Origin of the sequence: Vannielia litorea, from assembly GCF_900142295.1 — a bacterium.
In the GTDB taxonomy this organism is placed as follows: Bacteria; Pseudomonadota; Alphaproteobacteria; order Rhodobacterales; family Rhodobacteraceae; genus Vannielia; species Vannielia litorea.
The window spans coordinates 249275-272822 of sequence record NZ_FSRL01000001.1 but is presented as its reverse complement, the minus strand read 5'-3'; the positions used below and the strand labels follow the sequence as shown (position 1 = coordinate 272822).

Annotated in this window: 22 protein-coding genes; 9 read left to right on the top strand and 13 right to left on the bottom strand. The window is 70.0% G+C overall.

Features of this window, described 5'->3' with window-relative positions; translation table 11 throughout:
- Positions 1 to 116: 116 nt before the first annotated feature.
- Positions 117 to 1316, top strand: coding sequence for an ROK family transcriptional regulator (locus BUR94_RS01395; protein ID WP_074257526.1), 1200 nt, complete (start codon positions 117 to 119; stop codon positions 1314 to 1316).
- Here the strand turns inward: BUR94_RS01395 and BUR94_RS01390 are convergent.
- The 4 genes from BUR94_RS01390 to BUR94_RS01375 are packed head-to-tail and all read right to left on the bottom strand — an operon-like array spanning position 1313 to position 5483.
- Positions 1313 to 2326: a glycosyltransferase family 4 protein gene (locus tag BUR94_RS01390; protein WP_074254484.1), complete on the bottom strand. Its 1014-nt coding sequence runs from the start codon at positions 2324 to 2326 to the stop codon at positions 1313 to 1315. The genes BUR94_RS01395 and BUR94_RS01390 overlap by 4 nt on opposite strands.
- Positions 2323 to 3297, bottom strand: coding sequence for a glycosyltransferase family 2 protein (locus tag BUR94_RS01385; protein ID WP_074254483.1), 975 nt, complete (start codon positions 3295 to 3297; stop codon positions 2323 to 2325). The genes BUR94_RS01390 and BUR94_RS01385 overlap by 4 nt, the downstream gene beginning before the upstream one ends.
- Before the next feature lie 23 nt (positions 3298 to 3320).
- Positions 3321 to 4241 (bottom strand): glycosyltransferase family 2 protein, encoded by a 921-nt coding sequence (locus tag BUR94_RS01380; RefSeq protein ID WP_074254482.1) that lies wholly within the window; start codon positions 4239 to 4241, stop codon positions 3321 to 3323.
- A gap of 3 nt (positions 4242 to 4244) precedes the next feature.
- Positions 4245 to 5483: an oligosaccharide flippase family protein gene (locus tag BUR94_RS01375; RefSeq protein ID WP_074254481.1), complete on the bottom strand. Its 1239-nt coding sequence runs from the start codon at positions 5481 to 5483 to the stop codon at positions 4245 to 4247.
- A 200-nt stretch (positions 5484 to 5683) separates the two neighbouring features.
- Between BUR94_RS01375 and BUR94_RS01370 the strand changes: the two genes are divergently transcribed.
- Positions 5684 to 6883, top strand: a complete 1200-nt coding sequence (locus BUR94_RS01370; protein ID WP_074254480.1) for a polysaccharide biosynthesis/export family protein — start codon at positions 5684 to 5686, stop codon at positions 6881 to 6883.
- 6 nt (positions 6884 to 6889) lie between these two features.
- Here the strand turns inward: BUR94_RS01370 and BUR94_RS01365 are convergent, their stop codons facing one another.
- From BUR94_RS01365 to BUR94_RS01350, 4 genes are all read right to left on the bottom strand, one after another.
- Positions 6890 to 9445, bottom strand: coding sequence for a PAS domain-containing hybrid sensor histidine kinase/response regulator (locus BUR94_RS01365; RefSeq protein ID WP_074254479.1), 2556 nt, complete (start codon positions 9443 to 9445; stop codon positions 6890 to 6892).
- Between the two features lie 49 nt (positions 9446 to 9494).
- Entirely contained in the window at positions 9495 to 10001 is a 507-nt protein-coding gene (locus BUR94_RS01360; RefSeq protein WP_074257525.1) for a putative pterin-binding protein, read from the bottom strand.
- Positions 10002 to 10101: 100 nt separating this feature from the next.
- On the bottom strand, positions 10102 to 10989 hold the full coding sequence (locus BUR94_RS01355) for a UTP--glucose-1-phosphate uridylyltransferase (RefSeq protein ID WP_074254478.1): 888 nt from the start codon (positions 10987 to 10989) through the stop codon (positions 10102 to 10104).
- A 49-nt stretch (positions 10990 to 11038) separates the two neighbouring features.
- Positions 11039 to 12418 (bottom strand): WecB/TagA/CpsF family glycosyltransferase, encoded by a 1380-nt coding sequence (locus tag BUR94_RS01350; protein WP_074254477.1) that lies wholly within the window; start codon positions 12416 to 12418, stop codon positions 11039 to 11041.
- 232 nt (positions 12419 to 12650) lie between these two features.
- On the opposite strand from BUR94_RS01350, the gene BUR94_RS01345 reads away from it, so the two are divergent.
- The 4 genes from BUR94_RS01345 (at position 12651) to BUR94_RS01330 (ending at position 16651) form a co-directional block, all read left to right on the top strand.
- Positions 12651 to 13268: a LuxR C-terminal-related transcriptional regulator gene (locus tag BUR94_RS01345; RefSeq protein ID WP_074254476.1), complete on the top strand. Its 618-nt coding sequence runs from the start codon at positions 12651 to 12653 to the stop codon at positions 13266 to 13268.
- Positions 13269 to 13342: 74 nt separating this feature from the next.
- Positions 13343 to 13762 carry a GFA family protein gene (locus BUR94_RS01340; protein WP_217694039.1) on the top strand — a complete coding sequence of 140 codons (420 nt, stop codon included), beginning with the start codon at positions 13343 to 13345 and terminating at the stop codon, positions 13760 to 13762.
- 157 nt (positions 13763 to 13919) lie between these two features.
- Positions 13920 to 15359, top strand: a complete 1440-nt coding sequence (locus BUR94_RS01335) for a GumC domain-containing protein (RefSeq protein ID WP_074254475.1) — start codon at positions 13920 to 13922, stop codon at positions 15357 to 15359.
- On the top strand, positions 15356 to 16651 hold the full coding sequence (locus BUR94_RS01330; RefSeq protein WP_074254474.1) for an O-antigen ligase family protein: 1296 nt from the start codon (positions 15356 to 15358) through the stop codon (positions 16649 to 16651). The genes BUR94_RS01335 and BUR94_RS01330 overlap by 4 nt, the downstream gene beginning before the upstream one ends.
- Positions 16652 to 16667: 16 nt before the next feature.
- Here BUR94_RS01330 and BUR94_RS01325 read toward each other — a convergent pair whose 3' ends face one another.
- The 5 genes from BUR94_RS01325 to BUR94_RS01305 all read right to left on the bottom strand — a co-directional run bounded on the left by BUR94_RS01325 (position 16668) and on the right by BUR94_RS01305 (position 20583).
- Entirely contained in the window at positions 16668 to 16961 is a 294-nt protein-coding gene (locus BUR94_RS01325) for a hypothetical protein (RefSeq protein ID WP_074254473.1), read from the bottom strand.
- A 120-nt stretch (positions 16962 to 17081) separates the two neighbouring features.
- Positions 17082 to 17414 carry a hypothetical protein gene (locus BUR94_RS01320; protein WP_074254472.1) on the bottom strand — a complete coding sequence of 111 codons (333 nt, stop codon included), beginning with the start codon at positions 17412 to 17414 and terminating at the stop codon, positions 17082 to 17084.
- Complete coding sequence (locus BUR94_RS01315) at positions 17414 to 18298, bottom strand: DUF6772 family protein (protein ID WP_217694038.1); 885 nt, start codon at positions 18296 to 18298, stop codon at positions 17414 to 17416. The genes BUR94_RS01320 and BUR94_RS01315 overlap by 1 nt, the downstream gene beginning before the upstream one ends.
- A 39-nt stretch (positions 18299 to 18337) precedes the next feature.
- Positions 18338 to 19459 carry a mandelate racemase/muconate lactonizing enzyme family protein gene (locus tag BUR94_RS01310; protein WP_074254471.1) on the bottom strand — a complete coding sequence of 374 codons (1122 nt, stop codon included), beginning with the start codon at positions 19457 to 19459 and terminating at the stop codon, positions 18338 to 18340.
- Positions 19456 to 20583 (bottom strand): mandelate racemase/muconate lactonizing enzyme family protein, encoded by a 1128-nt coding sequence (locus BUR94_RS01305; RefSeq protein WP_074254470.1) that lies wholly within the window; start codon positions 20581 to 20583, stop codon positions 19456 to 19458. Before BUR94_RS01305 ends, BUR94_RS01310 begins: the two co-directional genes overlap by 4 nt.
- A gap of 129 nt (positions 20584 to 20712) precedes the next feature.
- On the opposite strand from BUR94_RS01305, the gene BUR94_RS01300 reads away from it, so the two are divergent.
- From BUR94_RS01300 to BUR94_RS01290, 3 genes are read left to right on the top strand one after another with little or no spacing between them, the layout of a single operon-like run.
- Positions 20713 to 21474 carry a FadR/GntR family transcriptional regulator gene (locus BUR94_RS01300; protein ID WP_074254469.1) on the top strand — a complete coding sequence of 254 codons (762 nt, stop codon included), beginning with the start codon at positions 20713 to 20715 and terminating at the stop codon, positions 21472 to 21474.
- Positions 21471 to 22256: an SDR family NAD(P)-dependent oxidoreductase gene (locus BUR94_RS01295; RefSeq protein ID WP_074254468.1), complete on the top strand. Its 786-nt coding sequence runs from the start codon at positions 21471 to 21473 to the stop codon at positions 22254 to 22256. Before BUR94_RS01300 ends, BUR94_RS01295 begins: the two co-directional genes overlap by 4 nt.
- A gap of 42 nt (positions 22257 to 22298) precedes the next feature.
- Complete coding sequence (locus BUR94_RS01290) at positions 22299 to 23537, top strand: ABC transporter substrate-binding protein (RefSeq protein WP_074254467.1); 1239 nt, start codon at positions 22299 to 22301, stop codon at positions 23535 to 23537.
- Positions 23538 to 23548 lie beyond the last annotated feature (11 nt).

Here is a 23548-nt window from a genome sequence, read left to right as displayed (position 1 = left end):
GTGAGGCGAAGGAAAGCTCGATTCTCACGAACCTGTCAATAAATAAATAAACTTGATTTATTAATCGGCAGCGGGCCTACTTCCGCGAGAGCGGGAATGTGCGTATGGCCAAGGGGATGGACGGCAGCGAGATCAAAGGGCTGAGCGGCGGTGTGAACCAGTCGGGCGTGCGCGATTACAACGAGCGCCTGCTGCTCTCTGTCTTGCAGCGTCGCGGCGCGATGGCCGGAAGCGACATTGCCCGGCTCGTCAACCTCTCGCCTCAGACCATCTCGATCATCCTGCGCCGCCTCGAGAAGGACGGCATCGTGCTGCGCGGCACCCCGAGCAGGGGCCGGGTGGGCAAGCCCTCGATCCCGATGGGGCTCAACCCCGACGGGGTGCTCTCGATCGGCTTCAAGATCGGGCGGCGCAGCGCCGACCTGGTGCTGACGGGCATCGACGGCAAGGTGCGCCAGCAGCTGCAGGAGCATTACGACTACCCCTTCCCCGAGGCGGTGTTCAGCCTGCTGGAGCGCGGCATCGCCGGGTTTCTCGACGCGCTGGCGCCCGACGCGCGCGGGCGGCTCTGCGGCATCGGCATCGCCGCGCCCTTCGAACTCTGGAAGTGGCACGACCTGACCGGCGAGATGGCCGAGAAGTTCCGCTCCTGGAAGGACGTGGATTTTGCCGCCGAGGTGGCCCGGTTCAGCGATCTGCCGGTGTTCATGCTGAACGACGGCACCGCCGCCTGCCAGGCCGAGCATCTCTACGGGCGCGGCAAGGAGTTCAGGGATTACGCCTTCTTCTTCGTCAGCTCCTTCATCGGCGGCGGGGTGGTGCTGAACAACACGGTCTTTGCCGGCAACCAGGGCAATGCGGGCGCACTGGGCTCGCTGCGCACGACCGGGCCGATGGGCGAGAGCCGGCAGATGATCGACGTGGCCTCCATTCACCTGCTCGAGGGGCGGCTGACGGAGGCGGGGGTGGACCCGCGCCTGCTGTGGCAAAAGCCGCAGGACTGGCCGATGCTGGCGCGCTACGTGGACCCGTGGCTGGCGCAGACGGCGCAGGAGCTGGCCAAGGCCTCGCTCTCGATCTGCTCGGTGATCGACTTCGAGGCCATCGTGATCGACGGGGCCTTTCCGCCCGAGGTGCGGGCCGACCTCGTGGCGCGGGTGCGGCGCTACCTGGTGAACCAGGACACGCGCGGGCTGATCGAGCCGCGCATCGAGGCAGGCAGCATCGGGCAGATCGCGCGGGGCATCGGCGCGGCCAGCGCACCGATCTTCTCGCAGTTCCTGCTGAACGCGAACGCGGGGCTGACCTCGCTCTAGGCCGCGCGCGGCCCGGCGGAGGGCTCACCGGCCCCCTGCCCTGCCTGCGTGTCTGTCCCGGCGATGAGCGCCTGCCAGAGCGGCAGCGAGGTGGGCATCGGGGCGTCGGGCCGGGCCTCGCGGCTTTCGGCGGTGCACGTGATGAGCGCGGCCCAGGCCTCGGCGGAGGGTGCCCGGGCGGCAACAGCGCCGGTGGCGACATGGTCCTGCAACCCGTCGACCGGGTTGACCAGCAGGCTGCGACCCGCGGCGAGGGCCTCCAGCGCGACGAGGCCATAGGCCTCCCAGCGCGACGGCATGGCAACGCAATCCACCGCCGCAAAGGCCTCTGCCGGATTGGCGGCGAAGCCCATGAAGCGGATGCGCGGGTCCGCCCCGGCGAGCGCCTCGAGCGCGGCCTTCTCGGGGCCTTCGCCGTAGATGTGCAGCGCGATGTCCTCCCGCTCGACCTGCCGGAAGGCCGCGATGAGCGTGTCAAAGCCCTTCTGACGGTCGAGCCGCCCGATGGCACCGAACACCCGGACCGGACCGGCGGGGCGCGGCAGCGCGCGGAAGGGCGCGGTGTCGACGGTGGAGCGGATCACCCGCAGCGCACCGGTCCTGACGGCACCGATGCGGGCAAGCCATGCGCCCTGGGCCGCGCTCACCGCCACCACCGTGTCGAACAGGCGGTAGGCGGTGCGCAGGAGGCGGGTGAACCGGCCCTTGCGCGGCACGCATTCGGCCACGAAAGCCTCGGTGTAGCTGTGCTCGACATGGATGAGCCGGGCGCGCGGGTTGCACAGGCGCAGGAGCGCCAGCATCGGCAGCGCGCGCCAGCTGACGGCGAGATGGGACACGATCACATCGGCCTTGAGCCGCCCCGGCCCGATCCCGCCGCGCGCGACGGTGCGCAGCTCGTGGTCGGCCTGCGCGGCCAGTTCGGGGGCGGTCAGCAGGTGGTCGATCACCCGCATGACGCCGCCGGCGGTGGTGTCGTCGACGAGATGGAGAACACGGAGGCGGGTCATCGGGCCTGCTCCCCGGCGATGCGGGCCTTGCCGAGGCGGCCGGCGGCATTGAGCAGGGCGGCGGCGGCGCAGGTGACGCCGGTCTTGACCGGCTCTTCCAGCAGCGGCAGGCGGGAGGCGGCCATGGCCTCGCGCAGCAGCTCCCATGCGCGGGCACCGTCGCGGTCGGAGATGGCGCGGCGCGACAGGTAGCGCAGCTGATAGGCCCGCGCAGCGGGCGTGTTGACGGCAAAGAAGGCGGGGTTGAGCGGGGTCAGCTTGGTAACCATCCGCTCCCATGCGGCACGCTGGCGGGCGGTGTTGGCCGAGAGGCCGCCGGAGTTGACCCGATACCGCGTGAGCAGCCCCTCGATGCCCTCGAAGCGCCAGCAGGTGGAGAGGGCGATGCGCAGCCAGCACTCGATGTCTTCCGACTGGCGGAAGGTCTCGTCGAAATACCAGATACGGGAGGGCTCCTGCCGGGGGCAGTAGCCGATCTCGTCGAAGACGGCGCGGCGGATGACCGGGGCAGAGCCGTTGCCGATCGGGTTGCGCTTGAAGATCGTGCTGGCGTCGACCCCGGCGAGGCGCGGGCGCTGTGCGGTGCGGAGCGGGCGGGAGGCCTCGTCGATCAGCGCCGAGCCGGAGTAGCTGATGCCGACCTCCGGGTTGGCCGCGAGGTGGGCCGCGTGGCGGGCGAGTTTTTCGGGGTGCCAGAGGTCATCGGCGTCGCAGAAACCGATGATCTCGCCCCGTGCGGCCTGGATACCGGAGTTACGGGCCCCGGCGAGGCCCCGGTTGCCCTGCTGGACGATGCGCAGGCGGGCGTCGCGCGCAAAGCGCTGCGCGATCAGCGGCGTGCGGTCGGTCGAGCCGTCGTCGACCACGATGATCTCGAAGTCGGGGTAGGTCTGGGCAAGCAGCGCGGTCAGGGTCTCGGCCAGAGTGGCTTCGACGTTGAAGGCGGGGACGATGATGGAGGCGAGGGTCATGGCGTGGCCTTTCTGGCGGGCGATCAGGAAAAGAGGGCGCGGCGCAGGGGGCGCGGCAGAAGCGGGGCGAGCGCGGCCCCCGCAAGGGTGAGCGCGCCGCGGCGGGCGGGCGAGAAAAAGCCGGCGGGGCTGTGGCGCAGCCCGGCCAGGGCGTGGCGCAGGGCCTCGCGGGCGGGCGCGCCGAGGCGCAGCGCGCGGCGGGCGAGGTAGCGCTCGTGGCGGGCGTGGTTGCCCGCGTCAGGAGAAAAGCCGTAGCGGGCGGCGGTTTCGAGCGCGGTGGCGCGGCCTGCGGTCATGGCGGCGAGGTCGGTGGAGAGCCCGCCCGGGCTGGTGCGGTAGTAGGTGTGCAGGGCGGGCAGGCCCACCACACGGGCGCCGTCGCCCACCAGACGGATCAGCCATTCGAGGTCCTCGTTGTGGACCATCGCGCTGTCGAACCCGCAGGTCTGCGCGAAGGTCTCGCGCCGGACCGAGAGGTTGGACATGGTGCAGACCGGGTTCTCGCCCAGCAGCATCGGAATGGTCAGCGGCCCCTCGGGCACCGTGGAGCGCACTCGGCCATCGCCCGGCGCCTGGCGGAAAAACTCGATCTGGCCATAGACGGCCTCGGTGGTCTCGTCGTCGAAGGCGGCGACGACCTGGGCCAGCTTCTCCGGGTGCCAGAGATCATCGGCATCGCAGAAGGCCACCAGCGGCGCGGTGGCATGGCGCAGAACGCCCGCGTTGCGGGCCACGCTGGGGCCCTTGCCGAGGTTCACCACGAGGCGGATGCGCGGATCCTGCCAGGCGGCGGAGCGCACCAGGGTCATGGTGGCATCGGTCGAGCCGTCGTCGATGCAGATGGCCTCCCAGTCGGCAAAGCTCTGGCGCAGCAGGCTTTCGAGTGTGGCGAGGATGGTTGCCTCGGCGTTGTAGCAGGGGATGACGATGGAGATCGCGGGCATGGGTCAGACCTTTGCGAGGTTGGGGCGGGCGAAGGCCGCGTGCAGGGCGGGAAGCGAGGCCAGCACCATCACCACGGTGGCGGTGAGCGCGTAGCCGGTGGCGACGGGCAGCAAGCCGAAGGGGGCGAGGGCCGCGGTGTTGAGCATGAGCGCGGCGGTCATCAGCGCAGTCACGCGAAACTCGGCCCCGGCGCGGCCCTGCGCCCGCATCCAGCCGGCAGCGGCGGCCCAGAGGGTGGTGGGGATGGCGACGAGGCAGAGGATCGACACGATCTGCGGTAGCTCCTCCCAGCCCGCGCCCAGGAGCAGCGGAACATAGACCGGGGCCAGCAGCGCCTGGGCCAGCACGGCGGGGGTGATGAGGCCGAGGCCGAGCAGCATCGCCTGGCGCAGCGCCTGCGCCCGGTCGGTGCTGGTGCAGAGGTGCGGAAAGAGCACGGTGGAAAAGGCGGTGGAGAACGAGGTTGCGAGGCTGAGGCCCGCGTTGAAGGCCATGAAGTAGAGGCCCAGCGCCTCGGCGCCCATGAGGGTGCCGACGATCAGCTTGTCGGCCTGCAGGCGCAGGGCCTTGACCAGCTCCACCCCGAGCACCGCCGCGCCGAAGCGGGCGAAGGGTGCGAGCGGGGCGCGGGGGGCGGTGACATCGGGCGTCCAGGGGTGCAGGCGGCGCATGGCGACGAGCCAGAAGGGCGCGGTGAGCAGGCGCGGCAGGATCAGCGCCAGTGCCGAGGGCCAGGCCAGGGCAAGCGCCGCCGACATGAAGTTGGCCGCCACGATCTGGCCGCCGGAGATGGCGGCTGTCTGGCGCAGCTTGCCCGCGCGCATGGCCAGCGCCGTCTGCACCAGCCCGCCGGGCATGAAGAGGTACTCGCCCGCCAGCAGGAGGATCAGCAGCAGCAGGGTCAGGCTGCCGCCAGCGGCGTAGAGCGCAAAACCCACCGCCGATTGCAGCACGAAGAGGCCGAGGCACCAGGCCCAGAAGATCCGGTGAGCGGTGGCGCAGGTGGCCTCCAGCTCGTCGTCGCGGGCAGCGATGATGCGCTGGCCGACGCCGTTCTCGGTGAGCGCCTTCAGGATGTCGGCCGCCGCAAGAGCCGCCGCCGCCACACCGATCTGCTCGAGATCGAGCGTTCGGGCGACGGCGACGACCACCAACAGCCGCGAGACCTTGGCAGCAACCTCCGACGCGCCGTAGGCGAGGAGGTTCTGCACGATACGAGATGTTCCGTGAGTGGTAAGCATCTGTTGGTCCCTTGGCTGTTGGTGGCCAAGGTCTACGCCAGCAGCATTCCGCCGTCTTGCGCGCCCAAGGAGAGGCGAAAGGCGCAACAGTTGTGCATCATATCCCAACGGATAGGGTGTCCGCGACCGACGCTCTCTCGACCGGGGCGAGACAAGGCAATAACAATCACTCAACCGCAGGTGACAAGGCGAAAGCAGTGATGGTGCAGGTCTTCAAATCTTCCACGGCGCTCGTTACCGCGCTGGCCCTGACGGCCTGCGCCGCGCTCGATACGCCCGACAACCTCGAACCGGTCGACCAGGGCGATGCCTACCAGGCGCAGTATCGCCAGCCCGACGTGAGCCGGGGCGAGGCGCAGTTTCTCCGCTCGGCCACCCTCAACGCCCAGAAATGCCGCGCCCCGCGCGGCGGCGCGGGCGGCAAGGGCAGTGGCGCGGCGGCGGCCTCGGCGCTGCGCGGCGAGCGGCTCACCCGCAACGACCTGGTGAATATCCGCGTCGGAGACGACGAAACCTTCAACGGCGATTACGTCGTGTCGCGCGACGGCACCCTGAAGCTGCCTTTCCTCGCTCCGATTTCGGCGCAGGGGCGGCTCACCTCGCAGATCGAGGCCGATATCGCCCGCCAGCTGCTGGCCGGCGACTTCTTTGCCGACACACCGCGGATCTCGGTGCGGGTTGCCGATTTCGCCTCCGTGACCGTGGGGGTCTCGGGCGCCGTCTTCGAGCCCCAGGCCGTGGAGATCGGGGGCGTGCCGGGCGACCAGGTCGACAGCCGCCGCCAGCAGGCGCTGGGGGCCTCGACCGAGGGGCGCAACCTCTCTGCCGCGCTGCGGGCGGCGGGGGGCGTGCGGCCCGATGCCGACATTTCCGCCGTCGAGGTGCGCCGGGGCGGCACGCTCTACACGCTCGACATGCGCGGCGTGTTCGAGGGGCAGAACGCGGTGGACATCATGCTGCTCACCGGCGACGAGGTGAACGTGCCGAGCCGGGGCTGCTTCCAGGAAGACCTGATGCGCCCGAGCCCGATCAGCCCGCCGGGGATTTCGCTGTTCCTGTCGAACCTCACCCAGCCCGCCACCGGCAACGCGCCCTCCGCCATCGGGCGGGAGACCCGCGAGGTGCCCTATGGCACCCGCTATCTGCAGGCGGTGGTGAACACCAATTGCGTGGGCGGTGCGCGGGCGACCAGCGCCAACCGCTCTTCGGTGCTGTTCTCGCGCAACCCGATCACGAAGGTCTCGGTGGTGATCGAGCGCGATATCGAGAACCTTCTGCGCCGCGCCGACCGCGACGACTACGACCCCTTCCTGCTGCCGGGCGATTCCATCGCCTGCTATGACAGCACGATCACCAACGTGGGCGAGATCGGGCGGGTGCTGGGGCTGGTCCGGCCCTGACGCGGCCTACTGCGCCGCCGGGCGGGGTGCCCTGCGGCGCTCGGCCACGAGCGCGGCGCGGGTTTGCGCCCAGACCTGCGGCAGGGCCGCGATGGCCTCCTGCATGACCGCGACCTCGCCGGCCTTGGCGACCTCCTCGACCCGCACCAGCGCAGCCCGCAGGGCCACAGCGCCAAGGGTCGCCGAACTGCCGGCGATCTTGTGGGCGCGGGCGGCGGTCTCGGCGAGATCCTCCCCGGCGGAACTGCCCAGAAAGGCGAGCAGCGCCTCCACCTCGGTGCCGAAGCGGTCGAGCAGGCCGCCCAGCGCCTCGACCCCCAGAGTCTCGCGCAGCTCGTCGAGGTAGCTGCCGGCGACGGCGGGGTTCTCGGGGGCGCGCTCGGGGCTGTCGGCGCCCGCGTGGTCGGCCAGCACCCTGTCGAGCGCGGCGCGGGAGAGCGGCTTGGTCACGATGTCGTCCATCCCGTCCTTCAGGAAGGCCTCCTGCTCCTCGGCCATCGCATTGGCGGTGAGGGCAACGATGGGCACGCGGGCGCAGGGGCCCTTGCCTGCACGGATGGTGCGGGTGGCCTCGCGCCCGTCCATCACCGGCATGGAGATGTCCATCAGGATGAGATCGAAACGCTCCTTTCCGGCCCGCTCCACCGCCTCGTGCCCGTTGTGGGCCAGGGTCACGCTGTGGCCCGAGGCCTCCAGCATCTCGCGGGCGACCACGCGGTTGATCTCGTTGTCCTCGACCAGCAGCACCTTGCTGGCCGCTGCCGTGCCGCGCGGTTTGCGGGCCGCCATCTCCGGCCCCGGCGCGGCGATGGGTTCGACCGGCAGGCGGATCAGGAAGCTGCTGCCCTGGCCCTTCTCGCTCTCCACTTCGATCGTGCCCCCCAGCGCGGTGACGAAGCGCCTGGCGATGCCCAGCCCGAGGCCGGTGCCGCCGACCTCGCGGTCATAGGAGGCGTCTCCGGTCATGAAATCGTCGAAGATGCGGGCCTGAAGCCCCGCATCCATGCCGATGCCGGTGTCGCTGACGGTGATCTGCAACTCCGCCCCCCCTGCCCCGTCGAACCGCTCGGCCTCGACCTTCACACGCCCGCCGCGGGTGAACTTGACCGCGTTGCCGATGATGTTCATCAGCACGTGCTGCAACCGGTCGCGGTCGGCCCTGATCCAGTCGAGCCGGGGCCCGGACCAGCCCCATTCGAGCGTGGTATCCTGCGCCAGCGCGGCGCCGCTCTGGTTGTCGACGATATCCTGCAGCAGCGTGGAGAGGTTCATCGCCACCGGGCGGAGCTGGAGCTTGCCGGCGTCGTATTTGGTGATGTCGAGCACGTCGGAGATGTGACTCATCAAGAGCTTGCCGGAGGTGTCCATGTTGCGGACATAGCGCGCCTGGCGCGCGCTGAGCGGCGTGTCCTGCATGAGTTCGAGATTGCCCAGCAGGCCGTTCAGCGGCGTACGGATCTCGTGGCTCATGGTGGCGAGAAAATCGGTCTTGGCCTTCTCGCCGGCCAGCGCGCGGTCTCGGGCCTCGACCAGCTCCTGCTCGGCCTTCACCCGGTGCGAGATGTCGCGCAGGAAGGAGATGAAGACAGTGCCCGCGTCGGTCTCGGCCGACTGGACGGCAAACTCGACCGGAAAGATCTCGCCCGACTTGCGCCGTGCCTCGAGCTTGACCCGGCCCTTGCCCACCACGCGAGGCTCGCCGCCATCGCGCATCCGCTGCATCCCGGCGTCATGGGCGGCGCGGTACTGTTCGGGCACGATCAGCTCGCCCAGGTTGGCCCCCAGAGCCTCGGCGGCCCGGTATCCGAAGATCTGCTCGGCGGCGGCGTTGAAGTCGAGCACGGCGCCGGTCTTGTCGACGACGATGACCGCGTCGAGCGCGGTGGAGGTGACCACGTTCATCCGGCGCGCGCTCTCCAGCACCTCGCGGCGGCGGCGGATGTTCAGGCGGTTGAGGTGGTTGAGGTAGGCGGCGAAGGCGAGCAGGGCCAGCACCAGAAAGGTGACGCCCACGGCGAGCTGGGTCAGGGTGACCGCCACGTTGTCGCGCCGCCGGTCGGACTCGACGGCAAAGTAGTTGAGCCCCGAGTTGGCCAGCCCGCGCACGTTGATGCGCACGGCCTCGGTGCGCGCCAGAAGCTCCGGCACGGCGGCGGCCAGCGCATCGTCGGGCGCGTCGATCAGTGGCACGGTGCGGTCGAGAAAGGTCTTCACGATGCGCAGGTTGCGGGAGAACTCCGGCTCATCGCGCAGCCCGCCATAGATCGAACTCTGCTCAAGCGTGGTGATGCGGCTGTAGAAGATATCGTATTCGCGCCTGAGGGTGCGCAGCTCCTCGGCATCGGCCCCGGCCAGGGCGGCCAGGTGCATCTGGAACTCGAGAAACTCCACCTCGGCCTGGGACAGGGTCCATTGCACGTTGTCGGAGCTGGCCGAGTTGAGCAGCCGCAGGTCGCGCGCCACGTTGATCGACAGGTAGACAAGCGCCGCAAGGCAGAACGCCCCCGCGAGCGCGGAGGCGATGAAACGCGGGTGGCTGTTGCGGCGCTTTCTGCCGGACATGTGCGGCTCCTGGGTCGGGCCCGCGCGGGCGGCGCGGGCCGGTTCAGCCTTAGTCGGTCACGACGATGCGGTCGAGTTGCCAGATGCTGCGCGAGTAGATCACCTCGGTGCGATACTCGGCGCTGGCGTCATATGGGTAGACAATCCAGAGCGGGCCCTTGTCGCGCACCGACATCTCGGCGCCGTTCATGCGGTAGGCCACGATCGGGCCGCCCTCGACGGCATCGGTCACGGGGATCTCCACGGCGTAGTCGTTGATCGCGGTGGCCCGCAGGGTTCCGCCCTCGAAGCCGGCGGCCTCGGCCAGCGCCTTGAGCGAGACGCCCTCGAAGGTGTTGGTGCCCTCGGTCCAGATCGTGGTGGTCTCGATGGTCTCGGTGCCGAGCGCCTCGAGCATGGCGAGGTCGAACTGGGCGGTGTCACCGGCGTTGGTGGTGGCGATCTCGCCGGAGAGGGTGAGGATCACCTCGCCCTCAGGCGCGGCGAGCTCCTGCGCGGCGAGCGGCAGGGCGGCGAACGCGGCAATCGCCAGCGACGGGATGAATCTGCGCAGCATCATGGGCTCCTTGGTTTCCTGTAGAACTCTATCCCACGGAACACCCGCCCGACCCAATGGGTCAGGCGGATAGGGACCTATCCTTCGGGATAGGGTCGGCTCAGGCCACCTGGCGCAGGGGCGCGCTGCGTTCGGCGAGAAAGCCGCGCAGCTCGCCCGCCAGCTCGGGGCGATCGAGCGCGAAGGCGGCGGTGGCCTGGACGAAGCCCTGGATCGAGCCGCAGTCGAACCGCTCGCCCTCGAAGGCGTAGCCGCAAACCCCGGCGCGGGGCAGGTCGGCATTGATGGCATCGGTCAGCTGCAACTCGCCGCCGGCACCCGGGCCCAGGGTTTCGAGCTTGTCGAAGATCGAGGGCTCGAGAATGTAGCGCCCGATCACGGCGCTGGTGGAGGGGGCCGCCTCGGCGCGGGGCTTCTCGACCATGCCGCGGGCCACGGCAACGCGACCGTCCCGCCGCGCCACATCGAGCACCCCGTAGGCGGAGACCTTGCTGCGCGGCACGTCCATCGTGGCGACCATGTGGCCACGGGTGCGGGCGTGGGCCTCGACCATCTGGGCCAGCGCGCCGCGGCGGGCGCGGATCACATCATCAGGGAGCAGCACGGCAAAGGGCTCGTCGCTCACCAGCTTGCGGGCCAGCCGGACGGCGTGGCCGAGGCCGCGCGGGTTGGGCTGGCGGAGGAAACTGAGCGCACCTTCGGGCATCCGGGTACGCTCCAGCGCGGCCAGGGCATCGGCCTTGCCGGCGGCCTCGATGCGCTGCTCCAGCGCGGCGGCGGTGTCGAAGTAATCCTCCAGCGCGCCCTTGCCGGCGGCGGTGACGAAGATGAACTCCTCGATCCCGGCCTCGCGGGCCTCGTCCACCGCGTATTGGATCAGCGGGCGGTCGACCAGCGGGAGCATCTCCTTGGGGATCGACTTGGTGGCGGGCAGAAAGCGGGTGCCCATTCCGGCGACGGGGAAGACGGCTTTGCGAACGTGGGTCATGGGGGTGGTCCTTTGTGAGAGCTGGGGGTGGTGTGGGGTCAGGTTGGGGTCAGTAGGCACCCCGGCCGCCGAGCACGGCGCCGAAGGTGCGGGCGATGAGGGAGAGATCGAGCAGCAGGGTGCGCGAGGCGGCATAGGAGAGGTCCATCTCGACCATCTTGTCGAAGCCGACGGAGGCACGGCCCGAGACCTGCCAGACGCCGGTGAGGCCGGGCTTGACCGCGAGGCGGCCCAGCGCGCGGGGCGGATAGGCGGCCACTTCGACCGGCAGCGCCGGGCGCGGACCGACGATGGCCATCTCGCCTTTCAGAACGTTGATGATCTGCGGCAGCTCGTCGATCGAGAAGCGGCGGATGAAGCGGCCGACGCGGGTGACGCGCGGATCCGCCTTGGCCTTGAAGCACACGCCCTCGCGGTCGGAGCTGGCCAGGAGCGCGGCGCGGCGGGCCTCGGCATCCACGCCCATCGAGCGGAACTTCAGCATGGTGAAGGGGCGACCGTTGTGGCCGACGCGGGTCTGCCGGAAGAGCACCGGCCCGGAGCTGTCGATCTTGATCGCAAGCGCGGTCACGGCCAGCACGGGGGAGAGAAGCACCAGCGCGGTGAAGGAGAGGGTCACGTCGAGCAGGCGGCTCTGCGCGGCGGCAAGGCTCTCGGGGCCCCAGGCCTTGAGGGCGGCGCGGGCGAGGAAGCCCGGGTTGCCGGCAAGGTAGCGGCGGGCCATGCGGCGCGGCTCCTGCGCCAGCCGCCAGACCCACTCGGCCCTGGCCTTGCGGAGCCAGGCGGGGGCGCGGCTGACGTTGCCGGCGAGAAAGTCGAACAGCGCACCCACGCCGAGGGTGAGCGGCGCGTTCAGCTGCCCGGCATGGCGGTGCAGCCAGAGCTCCTGCATCGGCACGCCGAGGGCGACCAGCACGATGTCGGCGCCGCTCTCGTTGATGTCGTCGACCACGGCATCGGCATCGGCGGCGCCGTCGTAGCCGTCACGGGTGCCGGCGATGGTCAGCGCGGGGATGCGGGCCTGGAGGGCGGCGGCGGCGGCGCGGGCGGTGCCCGGCTTGCCGCCGAAGAGATAGACCGACTTGCCCTGCGCGGCGGCCTGCTCGAGCAGGGCAGGCACAAGGTCGGTGCCGTTGAGGTTGGCGGTGAGGCGCTGGCCGGTCATCCGGCCCGCCAGCTCAACGCCGATCCCGTCGGGCAGCAGCGCGTCGGCACCGGCCACCGCCTCGCGGTAGGCCCGGTTGCGGCGATGGACGTTGCAGCAATGCGCGTTCATGAAGAAGGCGCGGCGGCGGCCCGGCGCGAGCAGGGCGGCGATGGTCCGGGCAGGCGTGGCATCGACAAGGTCGAGGCCCAGCGCGGCCAGCCTGGCGGTGGGGAGGGCCGGGGTGACGGCGGTGAGGGGCAGGTCGAACGTGGCGGCTTTCATCAGGCAAATCCTTGTGGTTCAGGAAGTTGCCCTCTCATGCCCCCCGCCCCCCTCCCGGCTCAACGGAGCGGGAGGAGAGGTGCGCGGCGCGTTGGTTAACAGGCTATTACCTGCGGCGCGAAAACCTATCCGAAGGGGATAAAGTCTGGCCGAATTCGCCGTGCCTTTCCGTTCGCCCGCGGGTTAGATATGAGGGAAGCGTTCTACCAGTGCGGATACCCGGGAGCCTCCGATGCGCGTTCTGATTGCCGATGACCACGACCTTCTGCGGGACACCCTCGTGATGTTCCTGCAGAGCCAGGGTGACATCAAGACCGAGACCGCGCCCGACCTGCCCGCGGCCCACAAACTGATCGAAGCGGCCGACGAGCCCTTCGACCTCGTGCTGCTCGACCTCAACATGCCGGGAATGAACGGACTCGACGGGCTGAAGGCAACGCTGGCCCTCGGGGCCGGCCAGCGCGTGGCACTGCTCTCGGGCGAGGCCACCAAGGAGATCGCGGAGAAGGCGCTGGAGGCGGGTGCGGCGGGCTTCGTGCCCAAGACCCTGCCCGCCAAGTCGATGATCAACGCGGTGAAGTTCATGGCGATGGGCGAGCAATACGCCCCCATCGACTTCATGACCGCCGCCGACGAGACCCCCACCCATCCGATGGCCGACAAGCTCACGCCGCGCGAGTTGCAGGTGCTCAAAGGGCTGACCGAGGGCAAATCCAACAAGGAAATCGCCCGCGACCTCGACATCACCGAGCCGACGATCAAGCTGCACATGAAAACCCTCTACCGGAAAGTCGGCGCCTCGAACCGCACCCAGGCGGCGCTGATGGCCCGGGAGGCGGGGTTGTTTTGAGGGGGGTGTGGGGGATGCGCGGGCAGGCCGCCCGTCAATCCAAATCTTGCGGGCGACTTGATGCTTGAGTTCTGATGGATTTTCCGATGACCGACCCTGCGACCGGGCAGTGCCTGTGTGGCGATGCGACGTTCTCCATATCCGGCGCTTTCGAAGCCTTCTTTCTTTGCCATTGTTCGCGCTGCCGCAAGGATACCGGGTCAGCCCATTCGGCAAACCTGTTCTTCTCGGCGGCCAGGATCACCTGGCTGTCGGGCGAGGCAAGTGTCAGAAGCTTCCGGCTTTCCGGGTCGCGACACGCAAAGTGCTTCTGCACCAGGTGCGGGTCCGCGCTGCCCTTTGAGCAGGCAGACGATGGCATGGTTGTGGTGCCGGCAGGCTCACTCGATGGCCTGATCGGAATGAAGCCCAACGCGCACATCTGCTTCGCCGATCGCGCGGATTGGGACGACGACCTTGCCGCCCTCGAGACGATCGACGGCCTCCCCGGTTGACCCTTGATCCGGCGGCGCGCTCACACGGACCGCAGGCACGCCCCCCACCCTACCCCATCGGATAGCCCCCACCCCCTGATACCCCACGGCCCTCCCCGCCCGCGCGGCGGCGAGGCAGGGCTGCTTCTTCTATGGTCCTCGCCAAAGGAGAAGCCCGATGACCCTGCAAGACACGTTTCAACCCGCCAAGCCTGCCCGCAAGCGCCGCCTGACCGGCAAGCGCATCCTGCTGGGCGGGCGGATTGGCGATCTGGGCCGCTTCCCCCGGTATCTTGCCTTCGCGCTCATGGGCGGGGCGGCGATCTGGGCGCCGGTCACGGGCTACCTGCGGACCGCGCCGCTCACCTTCAAGTCCACCGCCTCGCTGATCCTGCCCGGCTCGGGCGCCTCGGCCTCGATGAACCTCAACGGGATCGGCCAGGCCTCGTCCTATGCCAACTCCGCCTTCGCCAGCAACGCGGTGAGCCCGACCGAGACCTACAAGCGCCTGATCGGGGCCGACCGGATCGTGGATGCCGCCGCCGGCGCTATGGGGATGACCCGCCGCGAGTTCGGCGCGCCCCGGATCAACCTCGTCGACCAGACCAGCCTGATCCACGTGGAGATGGCGGGCGGCAGCCCGGAGACGGCGCAGGCACGCGGCGATGCCCTGATCGCGGCCTTCTTCGCCGAGATCGATGCGCTTCGGGCCGACGAGATGGCCACCCGCGAGGACAGCGGGCTGGCCGCGATCTCGGAATATCGCAGCTCTGTGGCGGCGACCCGGCAGGACATTGCCACGTTGCAGGGCGAGACGGGGCTGATCTCGGCCGACCAGTATGACGCGATGGTGGAGGAAACCCGCCAGCTGCAGAGCCGCGTGCGCGACGTGGAAGCCACGCTGAGCGAGAAGACGCAGAGCGTCGCCGCGCTGGAGGCCACGCTGGGCCTGCCGGCGCGGGCCGCCGCCGCAACGCTGAAGCTCTATGCCGATGCCGAGTTCGCCGCGCTCACGCAGGAGGCTGCCACCCATGCCGCAACCCTGGCCGAGGCACGGTCGGCCTATGGCGAGGGGCATCCCAAGGTTCAGGTGGCCCGGGCCGCCCATGGCTCGGCGCGGGAGGCGATCCTGGCCCGCGCGGTGGGCGTGACCGGGCTGGGCGAGGCCGATCTGGCCGCGCTCGACCTCGCGCCCGACGGCGCCCGCGCCGAGCTGCTGGCGCAGCTGGTGCGGATGGAGGCAGAGCGCGCGGGCGTGGCCCGGCAGCACGACACTCTCTCCGAGCGGCTGGCCGGGGAGCTTGCCAGGCAGAAGCAGCTGGCCGCGCCGGCCGCGCGTCTGCAGGACCTGCAGCGCGACTTCAGCGTGGCGGAGGCGGTCTTCGCCAGCGCCATCGCGCGGACCCAGTCCACCAAGTCCGACGTCTATGCCTCCTACCCGCTGGTGCAGGTGCTGGAGAATCCCTCGTTGCCCGAGGATCCCTCGTCTCCCAACCGCAAGCTGGCACTGGCCGCCGGGGTGGCGGCGACGCTGATGATGCTCTTCGGTCTGCTGCTGGGCTGGATGCGCGGCGCCCTGATCGGCCGCCTGCTGGCCCGCCCGGAGCCGGGTGCATGACCGGGCTCACCGGCCCCGAGCGGATGGTCTACAAGGCGCTGATCTGGACGTGGCCATTCTACGCTCTGGGCGCGCTCTATGTCGTGGGGCCGGTGCTGGCCTGGCTCCTGGGCGGGCTGGCGGCGCTGGCGCTCTACCTCGGCCCGGCGCTGCGCGACGACCTGCGCCCGACCGGCCCGGTGCCGCCCCTCGTCTGGGCCTGGTTCATCGGCATGGCGGTGATGCTCGTCGCGCTCTGGGCCGGGCACCTCGACTGGGGGCTGGGGCTGAAGCAGACGATCAAGAGCTCGATCGGCTGGGCCAAGGGCTGGGCGCTGCTGGCGCTGTTTCCGCTCGCTGGCGCGGTCTTGCAGATCCGCCGGGAGGTGCTGATCCGGGGGCAATGCGTGGTCGGGCTCTGGACGCTGGCGCTGGCGCCGGTGCTGCTGGCCGCCCCCTACATCGGCCTGCCCGAGCGCATCTTCACCTCGCCTCTGAAGGCCATCGGCGGGCCGGGGCCGGAGTACTTCAGCGTGTTCTTCTTCACCTGGGATCCGGCAAGCTGGACGCCGCGCTGGCAGTTCTACGCCCCCTGGTCGCCCTTCGCGGCGCTGCTCGGGGTCATCATGGTGCTCTTCGCGCTGGAAGAGAAGGACCGGCGCTGGATGGCGGCGGGCGTGGCGGCGGGGGTGCTGATGATCCTCGCCTCCAAGTCCCGCATGGGGCTCGTCGGCCTCGTCGCCTGCACGGTGGGGCCGCGGATGCTGCCGCTGATCCTGCGCGGCTGGGCGTGGCAGGTCACGGCGGCGCTCACCGCCTCGCTCGCGGTGGTGGGCACCACGCTGGTGACGCTGGCGCAGGATGCCGTCTCGGCCTTCAAGGGCGCGCGGGCCGACAGCACGCGGGTTCGGGAGACCCTGCAGCGGATCGCCCGCGAGCGCTGGGAGAACGAGGCGCCCTGGTTCGGGCACGGTACGGTGCATCCCGGCTCGCACGCGGTGGAATACATGCCGATCGGCAGCCACCACACCTGGTTCGGCCTGCTCTTCGTGAAGGGGCTGGTGGGGTTCTTCGCGCTGCTGGTGCCGATGGCCTGGCACGTGGGCTTCGCCCTTCTCGACGCCGCACGCCACCCCGGTGGACGGCTGCCGCTGGGCATTCTGATGACGATGGTGCTGCTCTCCTTCGGCGAGAACATCGAGATCGAGGCCTACATGCTCTGGCCGGGCCTCGTGCTTCTCGGGGTGCACCTGCGCGAGGTCAGCGCACGCAGCCCGGAGCCAGAGACCGCGCCCCCTGCCCTGTGCGCCTGAGCCGGGCCGGACGGGCTCACTGCGGGCCGAAGGCGGCACGGAAGGCCCCGGGCGCGGCCTCGGGGTCGCCCGCCAGGCGCGAGAGGCAGGCGTAGCCCATCACGTCGCGCGCGCGGACAGTGGCGGGGTGGTTCATCTCGCCGGTGCCGGGCTCGCAGCGGCCCGGATTGTCGGCCACCCGCACCTCGCCGATCCGGGTCGGGCGGGCCTCGCACCCGCGGATGCTGCCTCCCTCGCCGATCTGGGTGTGGAAGAGGCCGGGGGTGCTGCGCAGCTCAAGCCGGTCGACGGCGGAGACCGGCTCCAGCATCTCGGCGGTGGAGTTGAACGGGCAGCAGAAGCTGGCCGGGCGTCCATCTCCCGCCGATCGGGTGTCACCGGCGTCCCGACAGGGCAGTGGCCGACTGCACGCCGATCGCAGGGGCGGCGCTCAGGCCTTCAGGTGCAGGGTAACCAGCACCGTTGCGGCGCTTCCGGCCTCGAAATCGCCGGCCAGCCGCAGCCAGTTGCCGAAGTGCGCGAGCCGCACCGCCGCAAGCGCGCCCTCGGCGGGCACCTGCACCGTCGCGCCCTCGTCGAGCCAGTGCATCCCGTCGGGCGAGATCTGCACCCTCAGCGCGGGCTGCGCGCCCTCGGGGGCCTTCAGCGAGCGGACGAAGAGCACGGCCTCGCGCGCCCATCCGGCCTCGAAAGGCTCGGTCGCCGCCGCGCCCTCCCAGCGTTCGTTGCGGGCCAGAATTGCGGTGATGTTCTCGGGCAGCATCAGAAATCCCCCGAAATGCAGACCGAATCGATGTAGAGAAACGCCCGCTTTGCGGCGTCCGTCTCCACGAAGAAGGCGAAGTTGAGCATGTTCCAGAGGTTCGGCATGGCGGGGATCTCGATCGACTCGAAGCCCGTCACGTCGAACTCCCGGTCGTTCACCCGAAACGCCAGGGGGCGCATCGTCTCGAGGTCGAAATCGAAGCACATGTAGTGCCAGTTCACCTTGGTCGCGATCTCGTTGTAGCACATCAGCTGGTCGCCGCCCGGCAGGTCCACCCAGCCATCGGGCGAGAGGTGATAGTGGCTTGCGGTCTTCTTCTCGCTGCCGATGTCGGTGAACCGGGTCTGCCCGGGCTTGTATTGCCACTTGCGCAGGGTCTCGCCCTGGTCGGCGTTGAGAAAGCGCAGGTGCGGCATGACCCGCCGCTCGGCCACCTTGTCGCCCGCCTGAAGGTCGAAGAGAAAGCCCCAGGAGCGCACGTCATTGTCGCCCAGCCGAAGCTCGGTGGCCTCGGGCTTGCAGGTCACATAGGCCTCAAAGCGGATCGGCCCGCGGTGGCGCATGGTCAGCCGCTTGATTGCCACGTTCTGCGCGCCGGGGCGCGGGCGGGTGGCGATCTTGAGGGCATAGGAGCTGTCGTAGCCGCCGTGGGAGCCCGCATCCCAATGGGCCAGGGTGGAGAGCATGGCGCTGGTGTGCTGGGCGTAGCCGGGCAGCATGGTGTCAAGGCTGCCCTCGTAGTTGCCCACCAGCTGCGACCAGCCGCAATGCCCGCGGCTGAAGTCGTCGTGGCAGATGATCCGGCGCATCGGGTCGAACCGGCTGAGCTGCGGGTTGGCCAGCAGCATCCCCTGCCGGATGGCCTCGGTCTGGTCTGTCATTGCATCGCGTCCTTCCTTGCCCCGGCCGGGGCGCCGTTTCTAGTTGCTGCGCAGGTGTGCCACCGCGTCCCAGTCAATCTCGAGGCCCAGGCCCGGCCCGCGCGGCACGTCGAGCGTGCCGTTCTGCTGGCGCAGGCACCCGGGCTTGAGATCGGCGATATCCACCTTGAAGGGGCTCTCGTCGCCCTCGCATTCCATCACCCGGAAGTTCGGCATGGCCGCCGAGAGGTGCACGCTCGCGGTCTCGCAGACGATGCCCGACATGCCGATGTGCGGGGCGTAGCCCACGTCATGCGCCCCAGCGAGCAGGGCCATGCGCCGGGTCTCTGTCACGCCGCCGGCGCGGGCGACATCGGGTTGCAGGATCGACAGCGTGCGGTTGCTCACCAGCCGCATGGCCTGGTCGACGGTGTAGTTGCTCTCCCCCGCCGCCAGCGGCACGTCGCAGCGGGCGCGCAGCTGCTCGTAGCCCTGCTCGTCCTCGGGCCGCAGCGGCTCCTCGAACCAGAAGTACCCGTTGGCCGCGAGCGCCCGGCCCACCTCGATGGCCTCGTCGAGCCCATAGGCCCAGTTGGCATCCACGCAAAGCTCGATGCCGTCACCGGCGCGCTGCCGCATCCGCTCGATCCGGCGGCAGGCCTCCTTCACCGGGCGGGCCATCTTGACCTTGATCCGGGGGAACCCGCGCGAGATGAAGCGCTCCAGCTCCGCATCGGCCTGGGCGTCGTCGCCCCAGTTCACCGCCGCGGCATAAACGTCGATCTCGCTGCGGTTGCAGCCGCCGAGGAGGGTGGCCAGCGGCAGACCCGCGCGCTTGCCCATGATGTCCCACAGCGCGATGTCCACGCCCGCGATCGCCTCGATCAGCATGCCACCCGCGCGGCCCGAGAGGGCGCGGCGCATCTGCTGCCAGTGGGCCGCGATGTCGGCGACGGGCCGGCCGAGGAGCCGGGGCTTGAGCAAGGTCTCGATCACCTCGGCATAGGCTCTGGGGGCAAAGCGGGCGAGGGTCTCGCCCACGCCGGTGATGCCCGCATCGGTGCGAACCTCCACCAGCACCATCGACACCTCGCTGTAGGTGCCCCAGGAGGTGACGGTGGGCCGCCGCATCTGCTGGGTCAGCGGATGGGCAATGACATCGGTGATCGTGGCGTCGCTCATGCCGCAAGCTCCTTGACCGCGTCCCAGTCGAGGGTGAGGCCCAGCCCCGGCCCGTTGGGCACGGCGACACGGCCGTTCTCGATGCGCGCGTGGCCGGGGACGATATCGGCCAGCCCGTCGCGGAAGAGATTGGGACTGGCGGCGCATTCCATGGTGCGGGTGTTGGGCATGGCCGCGCCCAGGTGCAGGCTCGCCACCTCGCAGACGATGCCCGACATGCCGACATGCGGCGCATAGGCGATGTCATGCATCGCGGCCAGTTCGGCCATGCGGCGGGCCTCGGTGATCCCGCCGGACCGGGTGACATTCGGCTGAAGGACCGAGAGCACCCGGTCGCGGACGAGCGGCATGGCCTGGTCGAGGGTATAGTTGCTCTCGCCCGCCGCGAGCGGCACGCTGGTGTGGCGGTGCAGGCTGCGGTAGCCCGCTTCGTCCTCGGGGCGCAGCGGCTCTTCGAACCAGGCATAGCCGTGGGTTTCGAGCGCGCGGGCGACCTGCACGGCCTCGTCGAGGCTGTAGGCCCAATTGGCATCGGCGGTGAGGGTGATCTCCGCCCCGGCCCTTGCGCGAACCCGCGCGATGCGGGCGCAGGCGGCCTCCACCGGGCCGCCGATCTTGACCTTCATGTCGGTGAGGCCGCGGGCCAGCATGGCCTCCACATCGGCATCGGCCTGCGCATCGTCGCCCCAGCGGATCGAGGCACCGTAGACCGGCACATGGCTGCGCCCGACACCGCCCAGCAATTGCCAGACCGGCAGGTCGGCCGCCTTGCCCAGGATGTCCCAGAGCGCGATGTCGACGGCCGAGATCGCCTCGATCAGCATGCCGCCCGCGCGGCCCGAGAGGGCGCGGCGCATGTCGGCCCAGCGGGCGGAGATGGCGGTGGCATCCCGGCCCAGCAGCCGGGGCGCGAGGGCGCTTTCGATCAGCTCGGCGTAGCCCTGCGGGGCGAATCGCGCCAGCGCCTCGCCCACGCCCGATAGCCCGGAGGAGGTGCGCACCTCGACCAGCAGGATCGAGACCGAGTCGTAGGTGCCCCAGGAGGTGCGCGTCGGCTGGGGCAGCCGCTGAACCAGCGGAAAAACCCTTATTTCCGAGATCTTGTGATCCCCTTCGCCCGCCATGCGCTGTGCTCCTCCGTCGCATCCGATCTCCGGCAAGGGGTAGCAGATTTGAAAAACATAACAACTAAAAAACCTAGTTGCTAAGTTGGGAGGCCTCGCCTAACGTCACTCCAACAGCGAGAGGCCGAGATGATCGACAAGCGGAAGTCCGAAGCCCTTTTCGAAGCGATGCCCCCTACCGGGCGGCTGGCCGATGCGGTGTCGCAATCCATCGCCGGGGCGTTGCTGGAAGGCCGGATCGCGCCGGGCGAGGCGCTGCCCTCGGAAGGCGAGATCGCCAGGGAGTTCGGCATCTCCAAGCCCATCGCCCGCGAGGCGCTGCGCCAGCTGGCGGGCGTGGGGCTGATCCACACCCAACAGGGCAAGGTGGCCCGCGCCAAGGCGCTGAACGGCGAACCGCTCGACAGGTTCTACGGCTATGCCGTGCGCTCCAGCCTCAAGCGCCTGCGCGAGGCCAACGAGATGCGCCGCGTGGTCGAGACCGGCATCGCCCAGCTCGCCGCCGAGCGCCGCGCGCCGGAGGGGATTGCCCGGATGGAGGAGGCCACGCAGCTGATGCGCGAGACCATTCTCGAGCCGGGCGGCTTTACCGAATGCGACATCGCCTTTCACCTCGGCATGGCGGCGGCCACCGGCAACAGCATGATCAAGGTGCAGATGGAGGGCCTCGGCTCGATCCAGCGCGAGGTGTCGGAGCTGTTCTCGCGCCGCTCCAACCGCACGAAGGCCGATTGGGAGCACACCATCGCGCGGCACGAGGCGGTGCTGGAGGCCATCCGCGCCGGCGCGGTGGAGGCCGCCCGCGCCAGCATCGAGGCGCATTACGAGGCCGCAGACCTCGCCTCGCTCGAGGTGGCCGGCGACCCCGGGCCCGGAGGCCCACGGGCGTGACCGGGGGCTCCCTCACCGGCCGCAGGGCGCTGGTGACCGGCGCAAGCTCCGGCATCGGACGGGCCATCGCCCTCGGGCTGGCCGGTGCGGGCGCCGATCTGGTTCTGCATCACCACGGCCAGCCGGAGGCGGCCGATGAAGTCGCCCGGCAGATCGGCGGACTGGGCCGCGAGGCCCGGATCGTCACCGGGGATTTCACCGCGCCGGGTGCGGCTGCGGCGCTGCTGGACACGCTCGAAGGGCACCCGGTCGACATCTTCATCGCCAATGCCGCCATCGAGCGCCGCGGCCCCTGGGAGACCCTGCCCGCCGAGACCGTGCAGGCCCATGTGCAGGCCAACTTCCTGTCGCTCATCGCGCTCCTGCAGGGTCTCGTGCCGGGCATGGCTGCGCGGGGCTGGGGGCGCGTGGTCTGCCTCGGCTCGATCATGCAGGCCCGTCCTCGGGCCGAGACCCTGGCCTATGCCGCGATGAAATCGGCCCAGCTCACCGCCCTGCGTGCGCTGGCGCGCGAGGTGGCGGCGCAGGGGGTCACGCTCAACGCCGTCTCGCCCGGCGCGATCCGCACCGAACGCATGGCCGACCGCTACAACGACCCGGCCTTCGTGGCCGCCGTCACCGCCAAGATCCCCGCCGCGCGCCCCGGCACCCCTGAAGACATCGTGCCGCCGGTGCTCATGCTCTGTTCCGACGGCGGCGGCTACATCACCGGGGCCGACATCCCGGTCGATGGCGGGTGGGGCATCGGCGACGCGATGTCCGCGCTGCCGGGGCCAAGCTGACGACGACAAGACCGGAAGACCAACATTTCAAGGGAGGAAACCATGACACTGAGAAAGAGCCTGTCGGCCACAGCCATCGCGCTGGTGCTGGCCGCCCCACTGGCCGCCGAGGAGCTGCGCTTCACCGTGTGGACGGGCAACGACGCCCACCTCGCCATGCTCAACGGCATCGCCGAGAGCTTCAAGGCGTCCCACCCCGAGGCCACCGTCACCTTCGAGACGATCCCGGCGGGCGACTACATCCAGAAGCTCACCTTCCAGCTCGCCGGCGGCAACCCGCCCGATCTGGGCTGGATGTTCGAAGACAGCATGCCCGCCTTCGTCGCCGCCGGTGCGGTGCAGGAGCTGACACCCGCGCTGGAGGCCGCCGAGGGCTACGACCTCGCCGACTTCTCCGAGCCGGCGATGGGCCTCTGGAAGGACGGCGACGCGATCTACGGCGTTCCCTTCTCCACCTCGCCCTTCATGATCTACTACAACAAGGACATGTTCGACGCCGCCGGGCTCGAAGACCCGCTGGCGCTCGCCGCCAAGGGCGAGTGGGACATGGACAAGTTCCGCGAGGTGGCGAAGGCGCTGAAGGACTCGGGCGCGCCCTACGGCTTCGAGTTCAAGGACGGCCAGGGCTACGACACGCGGATCATGCATGCGATCATGCCGCCGATCCGCGCCTATGGCGGCTACGCCTGGAAGGACGGCGAATGCGGCTTCAACAAGCCCGAGGCCGTGGCCGCGATCACCCAGCTCCACGAGATGGTCTTCGAGGATGGCTCGATCGTGCCGCCGGGCGAGCAGGGCGATTACTTCTCGGGCGGCGCGGCGATGACGATCAACCAGATCAGCCGCGCCTCGCGGATGGCGGAGGCGGGCTTCAACTGGGGCATCGCGCCGCTGCCCACCGGCCCCGCCGGCGCCTCGCCGATCATCGGGCAGGCCGGGCTCGTGGTGTTCTCCGAGAGCGACCAGCCGGAGCTGGCCAAGGCGTTCATTGCCCATATGACCAATGCCGAGAACGTGGCGGTCATGGCGCAGTTCTTCCCGCCGGCGCGCAAGTCGGTGCTGGGGAGCGCCGCCTTCACCGAGGCCAACAAGCTCATCCCCGCCGAGCAGATGGCCAATGTCTCTGCCGCCATCGAGGAGGGCAACGTGCTGCCGAGCCACCAGAACAGCCCGCAGATCGGCGCGGCGCTGAAGCCCAGGTTCGATGCGCTCTGGCGTGCCGATGCCGACGTGCAGGCCTCGCTCGACGCCGTCTGCGACGCGATCCAGGGCAACCTGTGAGCGCCCGCTAG

Bases quoted from the DNA above. Each gene is read 5' to 3' on its own strand.
- BUR94_RS01395 (WP_074257526.1), top strand. From the start codon at position 117: ATGGACGGCAGCGAGATCAAAGGGCTGAGCGGCGGTGTGAACCAGTCG.
- BUR94_RS01390 (WP_074254484.1), bottom strand. From the start codon at position 2,326: ATGACCCGCCTCCGTGTTCTCCATCTCGTCGACGACACCACCGCCGGC.
- BUR94_RS01385 (WP_074254483.1), bottom strand. From the start codon at position 3,297: ATGACCCTCGCCTCCATCATCGTCCCCGCCTTCAACGTCGAAGCCACT.
- BUR94_RS01380 (WP_074254482.1), bottom strand. From the start codon at position 4,241: ATGCCCGCGATCTCCATCGTCATCCCCTGCTACAACGCCGAGGCAACC.
- BUR94_RS01375 (WP_074254481.1), bottom strand. From the start codon at position 5,483: ATGCTTACCACTCACGGAACATCTCGTATCGTGCAGAACCTCCTCGCC.
- BUR94_RS01370 (WP_074254480.1), top strand. From the start codon at position 5,684: ATGGTGCAGGTCTTCAAATCTTCCACGGCGCTCGTTACCGCGCTGGCC.
- BUR94_RS01365 (WP_074254479.1), bottom strand. From the start codon at position 9,445: ATGTCCGGCAGAAAGCGCCGCAACAGCCACCCGCGTTTCATCGCCTCC.
- BUR94_RS01360 (WP_074257525.1), bottom strand. From the start codon at position 10,001: ATGCTGCGCAGATTCATCCCGTCGCTGGCGATTGCCGCGTTCGCCGCC.
- BUR94_RS01355 (WP_074254478.1), bottom strand. From the start codon at position 10,989: ATGACCCACGTTCGCAAAGCCGTCTTCCCCGTCGCCGGAATGGGCACC.
- BUR94_RS01350 (WP_074254477.1), bottom strand. From the start codon at position 12,418: ATGAAAGCCGCCACGTTCGACCTGCCCCTCACCGCCGTCACCCCGGCC.
- BUR94_RS01345 (WP_074254476.1), top strand. From the start codon at position 12,651: ATGCGCGTTCTGATTGCCGATGACCACGACCTTCTGCGGGACACCCTC.
- BUR94_RS01340 (WP_217694039.1), top strand. From the start codon at position 13,343: ATGGATTTTCCGATGACCGACCCTGCGACCGGGCAGTGCCTGTGTGGC.
- BUR94_RS01335 (WP_074254475.1), top strand. From the start codon at position 13,920: ATGACCCTGCAAGACACGTTTCAACCCGCCAAGCCTGCCCGCAAGCGC.
- BUR94_RS01330 (WP_074254474.1), top strand. From the start codon at position 15,356: ATGACCGGGCTCACCGGCCCCGAGCGGATGGTCTACAAGGCGCTGATC.
- BUR94_RS01325 (WP_074254473.1), bottom strand. From the start codon at position 16,961: ATGCTGGAGCCGGTCTCCGCCGTCGACCGGCTTGAGCTGCGCAGCACC.
- BUR94_RS01320 (WP_074254472.1), bottom strand. From the start codon at position 17,414: ATGCTGCCCGAGAACATCACCGCAATTCTGGCCCGCAACGAACGCTGG.
- BUR94_RS01315 (WP_217694038.1), bottom strand. From the start codon at position 18,298: ATGACAGACCAGACCGAGGCCATCCGGCAGGGGATGCTGCTGGCCAAC.
- BUR94_RS01310 (WP_074254471.1), bottom strand. From the start codon at position 19,459: ATGAGCGACGCCACGATCACCGATGTCATTGCCCATCCGCTGACCCAG.
- BUR94_RS01305 (WP_074254470.1), bottom strand. From the start codon at position 20,583: ATGGCGGGCGAAGGGGATCACAAGATCTCGGAAATAAGGGTTTTTCCG.
- BUR94_RS01300 (WP_074254469.1), top strand. From the start codon at position 20,713: ATGATCGACAAGCGGAAGTCCGAAGCCCTTTTCGAAGCGATGCCCCCT.
- BUR94_RS01290 (WP_074254467.1), top strand. From the start codon at position 22,299: ATGACACTGAGAAAGAGCCTGTCGGCCACAGCCATCGCGCTGGTGCTG.